12 protein-coding genes are annotated in these 18,120 nt (G+C 71.9%); 4 read left to right on the top strand and 8 right to left on the bottom strand.

The genetic code is table 11. The annotated features are described in order from the left end of the window. Positions 1-94: 94 nt before the first annotated feature. The 6 genes from ABZU52_RS19215 to ABZU52_RS19190 all read right to left on the bottom strand — a co-directional run bounded on the left by ABZU52_RS19215 (position 95) and on the right by ABZU52_RS19190 (position 11,283). Positions 95-520 carry an acyl-CoA thioesterase gene (locus ABZU52_RS19215; protein ID WP_354972358.1) on the bottom strand — a complete coding sequence of 142 codons (426 nt, stop codon included), beginning with the start codon at positions 518-520 and terminating at the stop codon, positions 95-97. A gap of 29 nt (positions 521-549) precedes the next feature. Continuing rightward, entirely contained in the window at positions 550-6,249 is a 5,700-nt protein-coding gene (locus tag ABZU52_RS19210; protein WP_354972357.1) for an SDR family NAD(P)-dependent oxidoreductase, read from the bottom strand. After that, on the bottom strand, positions 6,246-7,187 hold the full coding sequence (locus ABZU52_RS19205; protein ID WP_354972356.1) for an enediyne biosynthesis protein UnbU: 942 nt from the start codon (positions 7,185-7,187) through the stop codon (positions 6,246-6,248). The genes ABZU52_RS19210 and ABZU52_RS19205 overlap by 4 nt, the downstream gene beginning before the upstream one ends. Positions 7,188-7,201: 14 nt before the next feature. Then, positions 7,202-9,025, bottom strand: coding sequence for a CRTAC1 family protein (locus ABZU52_RS19200; RefSeq protein ID WP_354972355.1), 1,824 nt, complete (start codon positions 9,023-9,025; stop codon positions 7,202-7,204). Positions 9,026-9,113: 88 nt separating this feature from the next. Continuing rightward, complete coding sequence (locus ABZU52_RS19195; RefSeq protein ID WP_354972354.1) at positions 9,114-10,079, bottom strand: DUF1702 family protein; 966 nt, start codon at positions 10,077-10,079, stop codon at positions 9,114-9,116. A gap of 142 nt (positions 10,080-10,221) precedes the next feature. Continuing rightward, positions 10,222-11,283 (bottom strand): IS630 family transposase, encoded by a 1,062-nt coding sequence (locus ABZU52_RS19190; RefSeq protein WP_354972353.1) that lies wholly within the window; start codon positions 11,281-11,283, stop codon positions 10,222-10,224. A 135-nt stretch (positions 11,284-11,418) separates the two neighbouring features. Here ABZU52_RS19190 and ABZU52_RS19185 point away from each other — a divergent pair, with 135 nt between their 5' ends. Further along, positions 11,419-13,287, top strand: coding sequence for a BTAD domain-containing putative transcriptional regulator (locus ABZU52_RS19185; RefSeq protein ID WP_354972352.1), 1,869 nt, complete (start codon positions 11,419-11,421; stop codon positions 13,285-13,287). Between the two features lie 298 nt (positions 13,288-13,585). Then, positions 13,586-14,338: a helix-turn-helix transcriptional regulator gene (locus ABZU52_RS19180; protein WP_354972351.1), complete on the top strand. Its 753-nt coding sequence runs from the start codon at positions 13,586-13,588 to the stop codon at positions 14,336-14,338. A gap of 62 nt (positions 14,339-14,400) precedes the next feature. On the opposite strand, the gene ABZU52_RS19175 is transcribed toward ABZU52_RS19180, so the two are convergent. Both ABZU52_RS19175 and ABZU52_RS19170 read right to left on the bottom strand, forming a co-directional pair. Beyond that, a complete protein-coding gene (locus tag ABZU52_RS19175) occupies positions 14,401-15,717 on the bottom strand; it encodes a cytochrome P450 (RefSeq protein WP_354972350.1) in 1,317 nt (438 codons plus the stop codon). 30 nt (positions 15,718-15,747) lie between these two features. Further along, positions 15,748-16,590: a methyltransferase domain-containing protein gene (locus tag ABZU52_RS19170; RefSeq protein ID WP_354972349.1), complete on the bottom strand. Its 843-nt coding sequence runs from the start codon at positions 16,588-16,590 to the stop codon at positions 15,748-15,750. A 185-nt stretch (positions 16,591-16,775) separates the two neighbouring features. Here ABZU52_RS19170 and ABZU52_RS19165 point away from each other — a divergent pair, with 185 nt between their 5' ends. Beyond that, positions 16,776-17,486 (top strand): hypothetical protein, encoded by a 711-nt coding sequence (locus ABZU52_RS19165; RefSeq protein WP_354972348.1) that lies wholly within the window; start codon positions 16,776-16,778, stop codon positions 17,484-17,486. A 132-nt stretch (positions 17,487-17,618) separates the two neighbouring features. Then, a complete protein-coding gene (locus tag ABZU52_RS19160; RefSeq protein ID WP_354972347.1) occupies positions 17,619-18,008 on the top strand; it encodes a VOC family protein in 390 nt (129 codons plus the stop codon). Positions 18,009-18,120 lie beyond the last annotated feature (112 nt).

Raw genomic sequence — 18,120 nt, 5'->3', positions numbered from 1 at the left:
GGCGTCCGCCCGGCGAGCAGCACGCTGCAGCGGGCGGCGGCGACCGCGCGGGTGACGGCGACGCCCATCCGCCCGCAGCCGATGACACCAACGGTCATCGGGACCACATCCCCGCAGCGGTACGGCGATAGACGGCGAGCGCGGCGGCCAGGTCGGCCGGCACCGGGGCGGGCTGCAACTGGCCGTCCACCCGGTCCATGACGGCGACGGTCTGCCGGCCCGCCGCGATCAGCTCGGCGGGAGCGCCGTCCGTGCCGACCCGGCGATAGTCGAACCCCATCGTGATGCGGTTGCCGTTGAGCTCGGCGAGCGACATCTCGATGTCAACCGTGTCGAAAGCGTGGCTTTCGGCATAGAAGTCGACGGACATCGAGACCGTGACGAGGGCCAGCCCGTCCGACAAGGCGGCCAGCACGGAGGGCGCCTGCTCGGCGAGAAAGTGCTCCCGACAGTGCCCCTGCCAGTGGGCGTAGTGGGCGAAATAGACGTTTCCCACCAGGTTCGTCTCGTCGAACGTCACCCGGTGCCGGTAGCGGTAGACCGGGGCGCTCATGCCGGCGTCCCCACGCACACCGCGACCTGCCGCGCGTCCCCGGCCGTACGCAGCAGCACACTGCTCAACACGTGGTCACCGCTGCGTAGGCCGAGCGTGCCGGACGACTCCCGGCCGGTGAACACCAGCGGCGCCGAGGGCCCGAGCCCGAGCTTGCGGGTCACCTCGATCGCCGTCCACACGCGGAAGGCCGCAGTGGTCTCGTCCTCCCCGGACTCGGCGGCGAGCCGTACGGCGAGGGCCCGGTGCGGCTCCTCCAGTGGCGGCGGGCGGTCGTCCACACGTTCCCAGTCGACTCCGACCGGGCCCGGGGCCACCGTCACGAGGACGAGGTCGTCGAGGTGGCTGGCCGAGGCGCCACCGCTACCCGGCACCGTGACGCGCCCGTCGGCAGCGTGCCGCGCGCCTCCGGCCTCGCCCAGTGCGGCGCCGGTGAGCCAGTCGGTCAGCCGGACGGTGGGTTCACCGTCGCCGCGCGCCGCGGGGAGCACGGCGGCGTCGATCCCCGGATGTCGGTGCCGCAGCCGCCGGGCCATGGCCGGACCGGCGAGGAAGGCCGGCATCTCGGGCCAGCCGATCTCGGCCACCGAGCGCAGGACCAGCCCCGTCCACTCCTCGACGGGGCGTCCCGACTCATCGGTGACCAGCACGTCGTAGACGAACTCGGCTCCGTCCTCGGTGCGCTGCCGGGCGGTGACGGTGAGCACGCCGGAGGGCCGATGCCACACGATGATCCGCTCGACGGAGACCGGAAGCACGCGGCGGTCCGGCACGCAGCCCTGCAGCCCGTGCAGCACTGCATCACGGGCGCCCGGATCGCCGAGCCGCAGCGACGCGTCGAGGTACATGCCGAACCACGCGGTGCCGGGTTCAGCGCGGACCGAGAACACGCACCCGTACGCGCTGAGCGCGTGATACCCGCGCACCCGCCGGAACGCCGGCCCGTGGAAGTAGAGGCCTCCGTAGAGGCCCGCCGCCAGCAGGCCCGGCTCCCCGAGCCGTGTGGCCGGCGCCGGCACCGCCGGCTCGGGTGCCGGCACGGCGCCGGTGGTCACGACCGCCGCGAAGTGATCCACCGCGAAGCCGGTGTCGTCGCTGCGAAGCGCGATCTCCACCCGGCCGTCGTCGTGGACCAGTGCCGCGACCCGGATGTCGCGCCGGTCGGTCACCGTGACCGGCCGCTCGAGCCGGACGCCGGTGAGGCGCACCGGCGTCCCCGGCGCCCCGGTGAGCGCGGTGGCGGCCTGCGCCATCGCCTCCAGGCCCAGCACGGCGGGCAGCAGCGGGACGCCGTCGACGACGTGGTCGGACAGGTAGGGGTCGGTGCCGGCGGTCAGTGTGGCGCCGAGGACGCTTTCCACCCCCGGGGTCAACGCCAGCACCCGCTCGGCGAAACGCCCGCCGGTGCGGTCGTCGTCGCGGTAGCGCAGGGTCGGCCCGCCGGGCAGCCGCCCGGCGGCGAGCACGCACGGCCCGGTGTCCGGTTCCGCCAGCAGGCGCAGCAGCAGGTCGGTGCCGGCCGGGACGCTGATCGGCTCGAGGCCGTCGCGCACCAGCGCGTCGAGAACCCCGAGGCGGACCCCCATGCCGACGCCGGACCAGGCCGACCACTGCACCGTCAGCCAACGGGTGCCGGGCCGCTCGCGCGTCAGTTCCGCGCAGCGCCGGGCGAGCCACTCGTTGGCGACGGCGTACTCCGCCTGGCCCGTCAACCCGGTGCGACCGATGACGGATCCGAAGGCGACGGCGAAGCGCAGATCGTCGCCGAGGGCCGCGACCAGGCGATCGAACCCGTCGGCCTTGGGCGCGAGCGTCGCGCGGAGACCCTCGACGGTCACGTCCTCGATTAGCCGCGGGGTGTTGTGGCCGGCGGCATGCAGCAGCCCCCGTACCGGTCCGTACCGGTCCTGGGCGGCGGCCACGGCGGCCGTGACGGCGGCCCCGTCGCTGACGTCGACCGCGTGGTAGTCGGCGGTGATCCCGAGCGCGGTGAGCCGGTCCAGGCCGGCCCGGACCTCCGGGTCCGCGACCGGGCTGCGCCCGAAGAGCATCGCCGTGGCGCCGGTGGCCTCGCAGACCGCGGCGGCGCACTCCAGCCCGATGCCCTTCGCCCCGCCGGTGACCAGCAGCAATTCGCCGGGGGACAACGGAATTCGCTCGTCTCGGCGGGACAGCGCGAGCGGAGCGGCGACCCGGGTGGTGCGGACACCGTCCTCGTCGTAGACGGCCTCGACGTAGCCAGTCCAGTCGGCGGAGGTCTCGGCGACGAGCTTGAGGCAGCGGTCGTCCACCGGAGTCTCGGCGACCATCACCGCGGCGCCCGGCCGCTCCATGGCGAGACTGCGGCCTACCGCGGCACCCACGCCGCCGTGGTGCAGCACCACCAGCGGCAGCCCGTCGGCCGCGGTGGCACGCAGCGCGGTCACGACCAGCTCCGCCGGCACCGCGAGGCCCGGCGGCAGCAGCAGCAACCGTGCGTCCGGGGTGTCGGCGACCGGGAAGTGCTCGGCGACCCCCTTGCTCAGCGGATGGTCCTCGGCGCCGAGCACGGTCCACCCGCGCCGGGCTCCCGGCCGAACCGTCGGGGCGGCCAGTTCGACGAACCGGTCGGTGAAGGCACGCACCCAGCTGGCGATGCCGGCCGGCGGGGCGTCGACCTCGCCGGCCGCGGGCAGCGTGGCGAGCATCGCGGCCAGCTCGTCGATGGTGGCGTCCGCCAGGGTCGCCGGGACCGCAGGCGCCGCCCGGCCGACCGCAGCCGCGGCGTCCACGGCGAGCTGGCTGACTCGCAGCGAGCTGAGGTGCAGGTCGGCGACGAGCCGGGTGTCCGGGCTCAGCGTGGCCGCGTCAAGTTCGACCATGGCCGCCACCCGCCGGGTGACGGCGCTCAGCAGGTCGCTGTCGTCCACCGGGGCCGCCACCGCGACCGCCGCCGGGGCGGGCGCCGGGCGGGGACGAGGCTGCGGCGGCCGCGCCGGCCCGCTGGTGGTCTCGCAGGGATTGCTCAGGAAGACTGGCTTCCAGTCCGGCGTGAGTCGGCGGCACGCCCGACGTGCGAAATGCGCGCCCACGTCCGGCCCGGCACCCGTCGCGAACAGCGCGGCGGTCACCGTGGCGACGCCGTGCTGGTCGGGCGCGCCCGAGTCGAGAGCCACCACACGGGCACCCGGCAGATTCGCGGCCAGCCCGGCCAGCACGGCGCCGGGGCCCACCTCGATCAGCAGGTCGGCTCGCTCGCCCAGGCGCGCCAGCGCGTCGCGGAAGCGGACCGGCTCGACGAGCTGACGGGTGAGCAGTTCGGCGAGGTCGGTGCCGGCGTCGAGCCAGTCTGCGGTCACCGTGGAGCAGACCGGCCGTCGTGCGGCCCGCCCGGCGAGTCCCGTGAGGTGTTCGCGCAGGGCGAGGCTCGCCGGGGCCATCATCGGCGAGTGGAAGGCGTGCGAGACCGGCAGCGCGGTGGCCCGCAGGCCGGCGGACGAGGCGGTGGCGAGGAATCGGGCCAGCTCGACGGCCGGGCCGGACACGGTGCACTGTTCCGCGGTGTTTTCGCCGGCGACCACGACCGGGCTGCGGCCGAGCAGCTCGCGAAGCCGGTCGGCGGGCGCGGCGACGGCGGCCATCGCGCCGCGACCCGGCGCGTCGCTCATCAGCCGGCCGCGAATGCGTACCAGGTCGAGGGCCTCCTTGTCGGTTAGTGCCCCCGCCCAGCACAGCGCGCCGATCTCGCCGAGACTGTGCCCGACGGCCGCCTCGGCCTCTACGCCCAGCCGGCGCAGCCACGTCAGACCGGCGAGCGAGGCCCGCACGATGGCCGGCTGGGCGACGGCGGTGTCCGGAACGGCGCCCGCCGTGACCGCGAGGTCCGAGTCGTAACCGGCGAGCGGCCCGTCGAGCAGTGCACCCAGCGCGCCCGCGCTCGGATGGACCGGCGAGCCCTGTCCGGAGAACAGATAGCCGATCCGGGGCGCCGGACCCGCGCCGAGGAAGACACCGCCCTCCGGGTCGAACACCTCGGTCTCCGCGTCGGTCAGCGCGGCCACGGCGCGCCGGGCGGCGCCCACCAGGCCGTCTTGGTCGCGCACCACGGCGGCGAACCGGACGGCGCCCGCGGCGACCGGCTCCGCGGCCAACGTGGCCGCGAGATCACCCAGTTCCGCACGGGACAGTCGGCCGGCCAGGTCGGCGAGGTCGGTGAGCCGCTCGGTCAGGGCCGCGCGGTCGGCCGCCGCGCACACCACGACCTCGTGGGACGGCAGGGCACGGGCGGCCCGGCGCTCCGTGTCGGTGACGACCCGGCGGGTGGTGGGCGACATTCCGCCCAACACCACGTGGGCATTGATGCCGCCGAAGCCCATCGCACTGACCGACGCGTAGCGGTCGGGGTCAGGCCACGGCGTCGGCTCCTCGGTCACCACCAGCGGAGACCCGGCGGCGACCAGTGCGGGATGCGGCGACTCACAGCCGGTGGTCGGCGGGATCACCTGGTGGTGGATCGCGAGTACGGCCTTGATCAGCCCGGCGACCCCGGCCGCCGCCTTGGTATGTCCGATGTTCGCCTTCACGCTGCCGAGCACCGCCGGGAGGCGGCGACCGGCGTGCAGTTCGCGCAGCGCGGACAGTTCGGTCTCGTCACCAACCGCGGTGCCGGTGCCGTGCCCCTCCACGAAGGACACCTGATCCGGAGAGAGGCCGGACCGGCGGTACGCGCGCCGCAGCGCGAGCAGCTGACCGGAGGCCTCGGGCCGGGTCAGCCCGCCGTTCCCGTCCGACGACGTACCCCAGCCGTGCAGTCGCGCGTACGGCCGCAGGCCGTGCTCCGCCGCGAAGTCCTCCCGGCACAGGACCATGATCCCGCAGCCCTCGCCCGGCAGGAACCCGGTCGGCCGGGAGTCGTAGATCCGCATGTCGCCGGTGGCCAGCGCGCCCACGCGGGCGAAGCCGACCAGTTCCAGCGGATCCAGGCTGAGGTCCACACCGCCGGCCAGCGCGACGTCGAGGTCGCCATCGGCGAGCATCCGCGCGGCCGTGGCAACGGCCATCAGCGACGAGGCGCAGGCGGCGTCCACCGTGTAGCCGGTGCCGTGGAAGTCGAAGTGGTTGCAGATCCGGCCGGCGATGGTGTTGGACAACGCCCCGGCGAGCGTCTCCTCGCCCGGCGGCGGGAACGGTTCCTTGTACCGGTCCTCCGCGGCGGCCAGCAGTTTCTCCCGCTCTGCGTCCGACAGGTCGAGCCCGGCCAGCGTCTCGGCGAGCAGCCGCTGCACGTAGGGCCAGCGCAGGCGAAGCCCGTTGGCGCGGCTGAACTCGCCGGTCATCGAGTTGCCGAGCATCACGCCGACCCGGTCGTTGGGCAGGCCCGCGCCCGCCGGGCAACCGGCGTCGGCAAGCGCGTCGGCGGCCACCTCCAGGGCCAGCCAGTGGGTCAGGTCAACGGCGCGGAAGACCTCACCGGGAACGTGGAAGCGGGACCGGTCGAACACCCAGTCGCTGAGCACGGCGGCGCGGTCGACGTACGTGTGGTCGACCTCGTCAGGTCCGGGCCGGTGGTAGTCGGCGACCGGCAGCCGTTCCGGCGGCAGGGGCCGGAAGGCACGCCGGCGCTCGAGCACCGTCTGCCAGAGCTGCGCCGGGTCTGCGGCGTCCGGGTACCGGCAGGCCATGCCCACCACGACAATCGGGGCTCCCGTGCCGGTCATGCCTGGACCCCGACCGGCACGGCGGGCTGGGAGGCGCGTTCCGGCGCACTGGTTCCGGTGACCGGCTGCCGCCGCTCGCGGATCCGGCGGGCCGTCACGATCACCACCCAGCGACCGAGGCACACGGTGGTGAGCGCGAAGAACAGCCCGAACTTGATGTGCAACAGCACGAGCGTGCCGTACACCGCCGCGGTTGCCAGGCCGAACACGACCTGCCGGCGCGGCGCGTGCGGGGTGGTTCCGGGGTCGGTGATCATGTAGTTGGTGAACAGGACGAACGCCACGCCGGTCATCGGCAGGAGCGCCGCCACCAGAGCGTGGTCGAAGAGCACCGACCGCAGCACCGCCTGCGCGGCGAAGCCCGCGACCCAGGCGGCGACCAGCGGCCCGCGCCGGGTCAGCTTGGCGTTGAGCATCGTGCCGGCGGCCAGGATGGCGCCGGGTACCACCCAGTCCCAGATCCCGTTGATGTTCGCGGTGAACTGGTACGGCGGCGCGATGCCCACCCAGGTGAAGCACAGCAGGGTCACGGCGATGCCGAAGTTGCTCGGGTTGAGGACGTGCTTCGCCGGTCGCCCGGCGGTGAAGCGCACCCGCACCACGTACTTGCTCGCGATCGCGACGGTGACAGCGAACAGCGTCGGCCACAGTCGCTCGTTGCCGTACAGCAGCATCGCGCAGGCCAGTCCGCCGATGTGCGCGGGCAGCAGGAAGTTGGCGAGATCGACAGCGGATCCGGCGTAGCGGACCGGGCGGCGCTCGGCACGGGCCTCGAGTGTCTCCAGAACGAGATCGAGGGTGTACGCGGTGAGCAGCGCGGCGATCGGTGTGAGCCATGACTGCTCGAATCCGAGGACGGTGTGGCCCAGCAGCGTGAACACGGTGATGGACAGGGCGAACCGGCGCAGTGCGACGATCCGGGGGTCCTTGTTGGCCATGGTTCTCTCCTCGATCAGGACTCGGGTCGCAGCGTGACCGTGTGCCAGCCCGATGCGAGCGTGGTGCTCATCTCGTGCTGTCCGGCGGCGTCGCGCCAGGTGATCCGGACCTGGGCGGACGGGCTGCCGCCGAGGCCGAAGTACAGTTCGTCGGCGTTCACGCCGGTGTGCCCGTTGGCGGGGTACAGCTGGTCGGTCAGCGTCGTACCGTCGGCGCGGCGCACCTCGACGCGGGCACCGATCGCCGCCCGGGTCGCGCCGTTCGCGGTGGGCACCACCAGCCGCAGCCCGAGATGGGTCGTCGCCGGCCCGGTGTTGCGGAACAGCTCCGAGGCGGCCCACTGGTTGGCGACCGCCATGTCGAGCCGCCCGTCGTGGTCGACGTCGCCGACGGCGATGGCCCGGGAGGCCTGGGTGCCGGTCATCCCCAGCCGCTTCGACACGTCGACGAACCGGCCGTCCGGGCCGCGTACGAAGAAGGGGTTGCGCTCGTGCCCGGACAGGCTGTCGCCGGGCCGGAAGTTCGGCCAGGCCCACGGGTACTTGAGGAAGGTGTCGTTGGCCATCGCGAGTTCCTGGAGCTCGGCCCAGCGGTCGGTCCCGCCGTGCAGGAAGCCGACCGCCTGGGTGATCTCCCGGCGGCCGTCGGCGTCGAAGTCGGCGGCCTTGATGTCCCAGGCCCAGCCGCTGCGGGACAGCCCGAGTTCCTCGCTGCGGTCCCGGTACGGCGCGCGCCCGGAGGTGAACCGGCCGCCCGTGCTGACGAAGGCGAAGTTGCTCTCCTGCAGGGCGAACGGCGAGGTGATGTTGCTGACCAGCAGGTCCGGCCGGCCGTCGGCGTTCAGGTCGTCGAAGGCGACGCCCATGCCCTTGAACGAGTCGTGCCCGATCACCTTGGACTTGGGGGCCAGCGGGTCGCGCGTGCCGCTCACCTCGCGGAACTCGGGCCGGCCGGGACGGGACTCGTTCACCAGCAGGTTGTCGGGCCCGAAGTCGTTGGCGAAGTAGATCTCCGGCAGGCCGTCGCCGGTAAGGTCCTGCGCCCCGGTGGCCAGGGTCCAGGCCCGCGCCTGGTCGGTGGTGAAGGCGTCGGACCGGTCGGCGTACGCGGGAACGGGCGCGCCGCCGGCCGCGGGGGTGTTCCCGTCGAACATCAGGAGCCGGTTGCGGCCGCCGTTGCGGCCCAGGGACATGGAGTCCTGCATCCGCATCACCGGGTTGTCGGCGGCCGTCCGGTCGAGCACCCGGGCGCCGTCGGGGAAGTAGTTGCCGATCAGGATGTCCAGGCCGCCGTCGCCGTCGACGTCGAGGACGTTGGCGGTGGTCGAGTTCCAGATCTCGCCGGGAGCGACCACGTCGCTCGCCCGGAAGCCGGCGGCACCGGGTGCGCCACCGCCGGGCTGGCGCAGGTAGACCAGCGGTACGCGGCCCCAGAAGTACACCAGGACGTCGAGTGCGCCGTCGCCGTTGAGGTCGGCGGGGAGGCATCCCATGGGAGCGGTGGTGCGGGCGTCGTACTCGACACCCGTCGGCTGGAGGGTGACGGCGGCGAACCGCTCGCCGGTGCCGGGCACCGGTGCCACCGTGACCGAGTCGTCGCGGGGGTCGACCAGGCAGCGGTCGTTCGGCAGACCGTCGCCGTCGAAGTCGCCGAGGCCGACGCCCGCGCCGACCGCGGAGATCCACGCGGCGAGATGGTTCAGTGCGGGCTGGACCTCGCGGAGCCGGCGGGTGTCCCCGGCCGCGTTCAGCGGAGCCGCCGTGAAGGCGAAGCGGGCGCTCAGGGCGTCGGCGTCGGACGCGGAGACCGACGGCAGCCGGGTGAACAGACCGGCCACGACACACAGCACCACGGCCAGGGCGGGTACGAGCGTTTTACGGACAGCAGGCGGCACAGGTTTTCCCCCTCGGATGGTCACGGGCGAATCAGAGCGACGCGAGTAGCACGCGGGCCCGGATGCGCTGCCGCCACGTCTGGTACTCGGCGGGTCCGGTGGCGGGCGTGCGGAGCCCGGCCTCGGCCTCGCGGGTCCAGTCCGCGGCGGTACGCGGGTCGACGTCGGTGAGCGCGTGAACGGTGGTGGCGAGTTCGGGCGGAGTCCAACCGCCGCGCTGCCAGGCGGCGGCGGCGAAGGCCACACCCTGACCGAGGTCGCCGGCGTGCGCTCCGGCACGGTCGCGCAGCGTGGTGAGACCGTCTGGCGAAACCCCGCCGGCGTACGCGGCGGCGAGGCCCACACCGCTCCAGGCGTCGCCGTGGTGCCACTGCGGCAGCGTGTCGACCAGGTTCGCCACGCGGGTGGGTTCCCCGGTGCCGCGGAACCACAAGCTGCGGCCCACACCCTGGTAGCGGATGGCGCAGCGCTCGGAGCACCGGCGCGGGTGGGCGGTGATGCGGCGCAGCCCGTCGGCGTCGGCGAAGAAGCCCGCGGAGAAGCCCCAGCCGTCGAGCGCGAGCCAGCGCAGCAGCGGGTCCAGTCCGGACAGCCGGGCCCAGAACGGCCAGCGCAGCTTGGCCATCGCCCAGCCCACGCCGACGTGGATCAGGTGGATGTGGGTCGCGCCGTGCAGGCGCAGCACGGCCGGCAGCCGGCGGTTGCCCGGGACGAGAAGGTCGAGCAGTGCGGCCTGCATGGCCAGCCCCTCGACGGCGAAGCCGCGCAGGTGCTCCGGCTGGTCGTCGAATCGCGGAGGCGCGCCGGCGGGGGCGGCGAGTCCCTGGTTGAAGCCGGCGAGGAAGGTTCCCGCGGCGGTCTCCAGCCTGGCGCGAAGCTCGGGAGGGTCGGACGCGAAGCCGCGGACCGTGAAATCGGCGAGGCGGTCGGGCTGATGCAGCAGGCGGCGCCAGCCGTGGGGGCGGGCTTCGTCGAGCGTGGCGTTGTCGGTTTCCATGACGCTCCCGAAGGTTGGTCCACAGTGTCCGTGGGCCAGTCTGCACATCCCTTCTTGAAGAAAACTTGAATTACATATAGTAACGAAACACATTTGGGCAGTTGGCAGCGAACCTGCCTGCGCCTGATGTTCGTTTACTAAGTCAGCCGCGGAATTCGGTGATCTCGTCGGTCGTCTTCGCCCAGACGAAGGGGCTGGGGTGCTCGTTCCAGCCGGCTACCCATGAGCTGATGTCGGCTTCCAGGGCCGGCACGGACTGCCGGGTGCCGCGGAGGATCATTCGGTCGGCAAGGAAGCCGCACCAGCCTTCGACCTGCTTGGTCCAGGACGAGCTGGTCGGGGTGAGGTGCACGCGGAAGCGGGGATGCCTGTCCAGCCAGGCCTTGACGGTCGGGGTCTTGTGGGTGCCGTGGTTGTCGCAGATGAGGTGGATACCCAATTCGGTGGGGACCGAGGCGTCGACACGGGCGAGGAACTTCTTGAACTCCGCCGCCCCGCGCCGCCGAGGTGGGGCACTGACGACGGCGCCGTCGTCCACGTCGAACGCGGCGAACAGACTGGTGAGGCCGTAACGCAGGTAGTCGTGGGTATGCCGTTCGGGCATGCCGCGCATCATCGGCAGGGCCGACCGGGAGCGGTTCAGCGCCTGGATCTGTGCCGTCTGGTCCACCGAGAGCACGATCGCACCGGCGGGCGGGTTCAGATACAACCCGACCACGTCGACCACCTTGTCCGTGAACAGCGGTTCGGTCGAGAGCTTGAATGGGTCTTCCTGGTGTGGCCTGAGGTTGAATCTGCGCCAGATCCGCCCGACGGTCGACTTCGACAAACCCGATTTCTCGGCCATTGACCTGCGGGACCAGTGGGTGGCAGCCGAGGGCGTTTCCGCCAACGTGGACACCAGCACCTCTTCCACCTGGTCGATACCGATCGACGGTGGACGGCCCGGCCGATCCTCGTCGATCAGACCAGCCAGACGCCTTTGTACGAACCGGCTGCGCCACTTGCCCACAGTCGGCCGGGACACCCGCAGATCGGCGGCCACGGCGGCGTTTGTCGCTCCCGGCTCGGCGCACGCCAGCACGATCCGGCACCGCAGGGCCAGAGCCTGAGAAGACTTCGCCCGCCGCGACAGGCGCACCAGCGTCGCACGCTCCTCGTCGGTCAACACCAACTCGGCCTTCGGCCGCCCAGTCCTCGGCATACGGCACAGGCTACACATAGACAACGAATTTCAGGCGGCGAGACAATGCTTTAGGTTTACCGAAGTAATTACTACCCTGACGTTGGTTGGCTTCGATGCGAGCGACCTGGGGGCGACGTGGTGTGTGCGGCAATTGTGGAGATTAAAGTCCTCGGTGCCATCCACGCCGTAATCGATTCTCACAAGGTCAACCTCGGGTCCCGCAAACAACGGGCACTCATCGCCCTGCTGGCCCTGCGCCACGGCGCCCCGGTGCCGATCGACGAGATCACCGCGGCGCTCTGGGAGAACCAGTCGCCCAGCGCGCCACAGTCGCTGGTGCACACGTACATCGCCCGGCTGCGCCAGGTGATGGAACCGCACACCCCGGCGCGGCAGCGCACAAACGTGATCGGGCACAGCGGCACGGGGTACCAGCTGCGGCTCCCGCTCGACGCGGTGGACGTCAGTCGTTTCCACAGTTACGCCGACCACGGGCTGCAACTGCTCGCCTCCGGCGCCCCCGGAAAGGCGTACGGACTGCTGCGAAGGGCACTCGGCGAGTGGCCCATCGCGCTGACCACGGGCCTCGAGTCCCTGCTGCCCGCGTGCGAAGACGTCACCCTGCTGCGGGGCAAGTGGACCACAGTGGCCATGGCGTACGTCCGGGCCGGACTGACCAGCCAGGACGCAGTCGCCGTCCTGCCCACCGCCGAACGTCTCGCCTGGGTGGACCCACTCAACGAGGCCGCGCAGGCGCTCTACCTGGAGACCCAGCGACGCACCGGGCACGGTGCCTCGGCCCTGTCCCACTACGACCGGATCCGCATCAGGCTGCAGGCCGAGCTCGGCGTCGACCCCGGCCACGAGCTGCGCCGCGTGCACCGGCAACTGGTCGCCGACAGCGGGAGCCGAAACCCAGGGCCGGCAGCCGGCGGCTGGCTCGGGCCGGGACCGGCGGTCGATCCGCTCGTCGACCGGGAGAACGAGCTGCGACAGCTGCGTGACCTGCTCGTCCAGCAGCGGCTGGTCACGCTGAGCGGGCCGGCCGGAGTGGGCAAGAGCGCCGTCGCGCGCGTGGCCGCCGCCGACGCCCGACCGCATTTTCGCGACGGCGTCGCGGTGGTGGACCTGGCCACGGCCTGCGACGCGGCGGATGCGGCCGACGCCTTACGGCGAACCCTGCACCCGATGCTCCCGAGCCGTCACACCGCTCCGGTCCGGCCGTTCGACGACCTCGCCGAGCGGCAGATCCTGCTCCTCCTGGACAACGCCGAGAATGTCCTGGAGCCCTGCGTCGGGCTCGTCGACGACCTGTTGCGGGGCTGTCCGCAGGTACGCGTCCTGGTCACCTCACGGGAGCTGCTCGGTCTGCCGTACGAGACGATCCTGACGATCGGCCCGCTCCGGCCACCCGGGGCGGGTACTTCGGCCGACCCGACGGCGCTGCTGAGGGTGCCCGCGGTGAAGCTGTTCGCCCGGCGCGCCGCCCAGGCCTGCCCGTCCTTCTCCGTACACAGCGGTAATTCGGACCTGGTCGCCGCCATCTGCCGCCGGCTCGACGGGCTGCCTCTGGCGCTGGAACTGGCCGCCCGCGTTCTGCGCACCACCGACCTACCCGACCTCGCCGAGCAGTGCCGCGATCCTCTTCGGCTGCTGGACGCGACCCGCCGGGGCACGCCCGCACACCACCGCTCGCTGCACGCGGCCGTGGTCCGCACAGTGGACCGGCTCACCCTTGCCGAGCAGCAGTGCCTCGCTCTGGTCAGCGGCATGGAGGAGCCGGTGAGCCCGGGCATGGTCGAAACGACGGCCCGCTCCTACTGTGACCCCGACGCCCGGTTCGATCTGCGCCCGCTGCTCAACCGCCTGGTGGACAAGTCGCTGCTGATGGCCCGGCATGACGAGCACGGCACGTCCTATCGAATGCTGCGGGCAATCCGCCGGATCGGCCTGCAACTGCTCGACCGATTCGGGACGACACCTTCGGTGGCGAATGCGCTGTGTCAGGAAACAAACCTATGAAAACCGATTTCGGCTGTCGGATATTACCCAGCTGCCCTCCAACCGGTGCAGCAACTACCGTGACGGACTGTCTACGCATAGCTCTCAGGGGGTTGCTTGCTGCTATATAAATTTATAGTATCGAGTCGGACAGCGCTCCGCCGACGACAGTCCGGCCCAGCTGCCGCCGTCGTTTGGTCGATCTCCGCAATCCGTTCAGGAGGTCCCACGCCCCATGCCTGCCTTTCACGACACCGGGACCACCACCCCGCCCGCGGCTTCCGTCCACATCGGAGCAATCACCCAGGCGGTTACCGCGATGCGGCAGCACCTCGACGAGCCGCACCGACTGCACGACATCGCGCGCGCCTCGCTGATGAGCCCGTTCCACTTCCACCGTGTGTTCCGGATGCTGACCGCCGCCACGCCGGGCCGATTCCTCACCGCCGTCCGGATGGCCGAGGCGAAACGCCGGCTCCTCTGCGACGACGCCAGCGCGACCGACATCAGCATGGCGGTCGGCTATTCCAGCTTCGGCACCTTCACCACCCAGTTCACCCGCCTCGTCGGCATGTCTCCCGGCCGCTTCCGCACGCACGGGCGAGCTGTCGCGGACGTGCCGCTGCGCGAACTTGTCTCCACCCGGCCGGCCCGGCCCACGCGTGAGCAGTTCCCGCTCCTCCGCGTCCTGGCCCGCCCGGACGGCTGCCCGGGCCTCACCGTGGTCGCCACCTTCCGGTCCGGAATACCGCAGCAGCGGCCCTCATCCTGCGCTGCGATCCTCTCGCCGGGAGTGTTTCCGCTACCGCTCGCGGTAGCGGAAAGGGCGAGCGTGCTCGCGGTCAGTGCCCGCACCGACGTGACCATCGGCGAGGTCCTCACCGAGGAGCCCACGGCCGGCATCTGTGTCGGCTCCGCCGAGATCCCCGACGAGTCAGTCGCGGCGCAGGCCACCGTTGCGGCCAGCATCCGGCTGCGCCGGCCGGCCCTGACGGACCCGCCGTTGCTGATCGCGTTCCCTTTGCTGATGCTCGAAGCCCCGACCGACTCGCGACGGGCGCAGATCCGCTGAATCGTCAACGCGCCGGCGCCTGCAACGGAGGCCGGACCCGGGTGCGGCCTCCGCCGCGGAGGTCAGACCCGGGCGGCGTACCGCACCGGGCACGGCGATGCGGGCCGCGCCACACCCAGCCCCGCCGCCTGCCGCGGCTCGGCGATCCCCAGTTCCATGTCGTACGAGCGGGTCAGCATCGCCAGCACCGCCTTCATCTCCAGGTCGGCGAAGCGGGCGCCCAGGCAGGCGTGCAGGCCGCCGCCGAGGTTGAGCAGGCCGGCCGCCGCGTGGCCGTCCGTGTCGCGGTCCTTGCTGAACCGGTCGGGGTCGAACCGGTCCGGGTCCGGGAACACCTCCGGCACCCGGTGGGTCACGGGCGGGCAGAACAGCGTCTGCGAGCCGGCCGGCACGGTGAAACCGCCGACGTCGTACGCGGTGACCGTCTGCCGGGTCAGCAGTGTGGTGACCGGCCGGAGCCGCTGGGACTCCAGCAGCGCCTCGAAGAGCCTTCGCTGCCGGTGCAGATCCGTGGCGGTCCAGTCGCCGGCGTACCGCGGCAGGCCCGCGATTTCCTCGTCCATGGCCGCCAGTTCCTTCGGATGCTGCAACAGCAGGATGAGCGACCAGGCCAGTTGGGCCGCGGTCGTCTCGTACGCCGCGTACACCAGGATCAGGATGAGCCCGATGACGGTCTCGTCGTCGAAGGCCGCGCCGCCCGAGATCAGGTGCGGCAGGAAGCCGTACCGGCCGGTGTCCGCGTCCTCCCGGACGGCCCGCAGGTGCGGCCCCATCAGCTCGAACATCTTCCGACGCGCGCGGTCGCGCCGACGCAGGCGTGGCGTCGGCAGGTTGGCCGGTAGGAAGAACTCCATCCCGGCCGCGATGTCGAGGAAGAGCGACCGGAACCGGTCGCCGTGCCGGGCACGGAACCCGGGCCCAAGGAACAACCGTACGGCGATGTCCATGCTCAGCCGTTCCAGGTCGGCGCTCGCGTCGAACTCGCCGCGTGGGCCGAGCCGGCCCAGCCACTCGCTGGTCTCATCGATGATGGCGGCCAGGTAGTCCGCGTGGTTGCGGCTGTGGAAGGCGGGCAGCAATGCGGCCCGCTGACGCAGGTAGTCCGGGTGGTCGGCGGCCTGCATGACCGCGCCGAACATGGGCTTCAGCCACTGGTAGACCGGCTGGACGGCGAGGGTCGTCTCGGGCAGCGCGATGGCCTGCCGGCTCTCGGCGACGCCGGCCACGACGACCGAGCGCCGCGGCCCCATCCGCAGCGCGAACACGGAACCGTGCTCGGCGTAGCCGGCACGGACCAGCGCGACGGGATCACGCATGAAGGCGAAGGCGTTGCCGACCAGCGGCAGGCCCTGCAACGTCGGCGGGCTGGTTGCGGCCATGACGGATCCCCCTTTGGCGCGGGCTCGGGCTCAGCCGGCGGTGGTGTACGAATACCAGACGTTCCAGTGCACGACCAGGCGTCCGCGGTCGGCGGCCACCTGCCGCATCCGATCCTCGGCGGCCGCTCGGGCCTCACCCAGCCGCTCCTCTGGCACCCGCTCGAGCACCATCCGGCCGGCCGTCTGCCACAGCCAGTCCCACCATTGCCGCGGGTCGGTGAACTCCAGGTCGAGCGTCTCGTCGTCGATCCGCGTGTCGGCGAAGCCGGCGTCGCGCAGCAGGCGGTGTATCCCCTCCTTCGAGCGCAACGGGTTGTCGGTACGGCCGGGCACCGGCGGCATGCCACCCTCGACGAAGGGCACCACGGCGTCGGTGACGTGGAAGAACGCGGGGTCGTCGGCGCCGAAGGTGCTCATCGCGAATCGGCCGCCCGGGCGCACCAGCCGGTGGTACCGGGCCGCGGCGTCCGCCGGATCGGGCAGCATGAACATCACCAGGCCCGCGACGACGGCGTCGAAGCTTGCCGGGGCGAAGCCGGGCTTGGTCGCGTCACCGATCCGCACGTCCACATTCGTGAGTCCCTCGTCGGCGATCTCGTCGCGGGCACCCTCCACCATGGCCGGTGCGACGTCGATGCCGATCACCGAGCCGCCGGGCGTCACGGCGCGGGCGGCGGGAACGGTGCAGGCCCCCTGCCCGCAGCCGACATCGAGCACGTCTTCGCCCGGACACAGCTTGAGGCCATCCACCAGGCGGGCACCGATCGGACCGAAGAAGTGGACGCCGGTGCGGTCGTAGCGTGGTGCCGCCCGATCGAACACCTCCGCCAGATCCGGAGTCGACACCGAGTCGTCGGTCGCTTCGCCGGGCATCAGGCACCACCTTCCGCAGGTCCGCCGAGCTCTCCGCGATCATTCTTCGCGTCCGTCCGCGACCCGGCTTCTCGCCGCTTGCCTATCCCGGTCGGTCGTGGCGGCGGGCAACACAGGAGAAGTCCCGGCCCCCGCCGCGCCCCTAGTGTCGAAGGAGAGCTCGATCACCATTGAGGGAGGAAGCTGTGGGTGTACTGGGTCTACACAATGAGTGCCCCCCGACCAACTACTCCGCCGGCGAAGCCGGCGAGATCGTCACCGGCCTCGTGTCCGACGCGGTGGCGACCGGCGCGACACTGCGCGCGGTTCGCGACTGCCTCGACTCGCTGGCATGCCTGGACGACACGGTGCGGTACGTCGTCGAAGCCTCCGCCGGAGCCGTGTCGCCGGACGGCTCGTTCGACGCCGCGAACGTTGCCGAGCAGATGGCGGGCGTCCTGAAGACCTACTCGCAGACCTTCCGGGCCCTGGACGGGACCTTGGAGCAGATCGACACCGCCGTCCGGGAGTACGGGGAGCTGCAGCGGTACAGCGCGCTCGCGCTCGCGAAGGGCCGGGACGAGTGTTTCGAGAACCGGCTGCGTCAGGCCGGCGAGGGCGGCTTCGCCGGCATGGCCCAGGCTCGCATCGCCTACCTGCGCAAGCTGCGGGTGCGGGTGCAGCTGCTCCAGCGCATGGAGCCGATCGGCGAGGAGATTCTCAACGGGTACGACTTCAACGCGTTCTTCCTGCTGTTCATGCAGCCCATGCGCGACCTCGGCGTGGCCGCGCAGGATCTTTACAACGAGACGGTGCGCGGGGCTCTCGTGGCCTACGACACGCTGGTCCGGGTGTGCGAAATGCGTACCGGAAACGCAGCCGACACCTTGCGCCGGGAAATGGTGGGATCGAACTGATATCGCATCCCACGCGTCCGGCGTGACCGCGACGATTTACGCCGGACATGCGCGTCTCAGGCATGGACACGAGGGGTCGATTCGGTAGGATGGTCGCACTGTTCGCCCATATGCCGTGAGATGGGAAATTCCATGGGAATCAGCCACATCACATTGATCACCATCCCGGTCACCGACCAGGACAAGGCGAAGGACTTCTACGTTCGCCTCGGATTCGAAGTGATCAATGACCATGAGATGACGCCGGACGAGATGCCTCCGGAGCCGGGCCTGCGCTGGCTGCAGCTGGGCACGCCGGGGGGCGAGACCACGGTGGTGCTCGCCACCTGGGGCGTGGGCGGTCTCCGACCCGGAGCGCAGCACATCTCCGTGGCGTGCAAGGACGTCAAGGGCCTGCACAACGAGTTGACCTCGGCGGGTCTGGAGGCGTCGCCGGTCTTCGACGCCCCGTTCGGCGCGTTCTTCTCGGTAGAGGATCCGGACGGCAACGGCGTGATGATCGTCGAGGAGTCCGGCGACTGACGGCAGCCGAGCGGGGGGGGGGGGGCGGGGTGGGGGGGGGGCCCCCCCCCCGCGGGGGGTGGGGGGTGGGGGGGGGTGGGGGGGGCGGCGCGCCCCCCCCGCGCGGGCCCCC

The organism is Micromonospora sp. NPDC005220 (genome assembly GCF_040607895.1).
In the GTDB taxonomy this organism is placed as follows: domain Bacteria; phylum Actinomycetota; class Actinomycetes; order Mycobacteriales; family Micromonosporaceae; genus Micromonospora.
Note: the sequence above shows the minus strand (reverse complement) of the source record. Positions and strands in the feature narration are given on the sequence as shown.

Excerpts from the sequence above, each read along its gene's own strand:
- ABZU52_RS19210 (WP_354972357.1), bottom strand. The coding sequence starts at position 6,249 with ATGACCGGCACGGGAGCCCCGATTGTCGTGGTGGGCATGGCCTGCCGG.
- ABZU52_RS19205 (WP_354972356.1), bottom strand. The coding sequence starts at position 7,187 with ATGGCCAACAAGGACCCCCGGATCGTCGCACTGCGCCGGTTCGCCCTG.
- ABZU52_RS19195 (WP_354972354.1), bottom strand. The coding sequence starts at position 10,079 with ATGGAAACCGACAACGCCACGCTCGACGAAGCCCGCCCCCACGGCTGG.
- ABZU52_RS19190 (WP_354972353.1), bottom strand. The coding sequence starts at position 11,283 with ATGCCGAGGACTGGGCGGCCGAAGGCCGAGTTGGTGTTGACCGACGAG.
- ABZU52_RS19180 (WP_354972351.1), top strand. The coding sequence starts at position 13,586 with ATGCGGCAGCACCTCGACGAGCCGCACCGACTGCACGACATCGCGCGC.
- ABZU52_RS19175 (WP_354972350.1), bottom strand. The coding sequence starts at position 15,717 with ATGGCCGCAACCAGCCCGCCGACGTTGCAGGGCCTGCCGCTGGTCGGC.
- ABZU52_RS19170 (WP_354972349.1), bottom strand. The coding sequence starts at position 16,590 with ATGCCCGGCGAAGCGACCGACGACTCGGTGTCGACTCCGGATCTGGCG.
- ABZU52_RS19160 (WP_354972347.1), top strand. The coding sequence starts at position 17,619 with ATGGGAATCAGCCACATCACATTGATCACCATCCCGGTCACCGACCAG.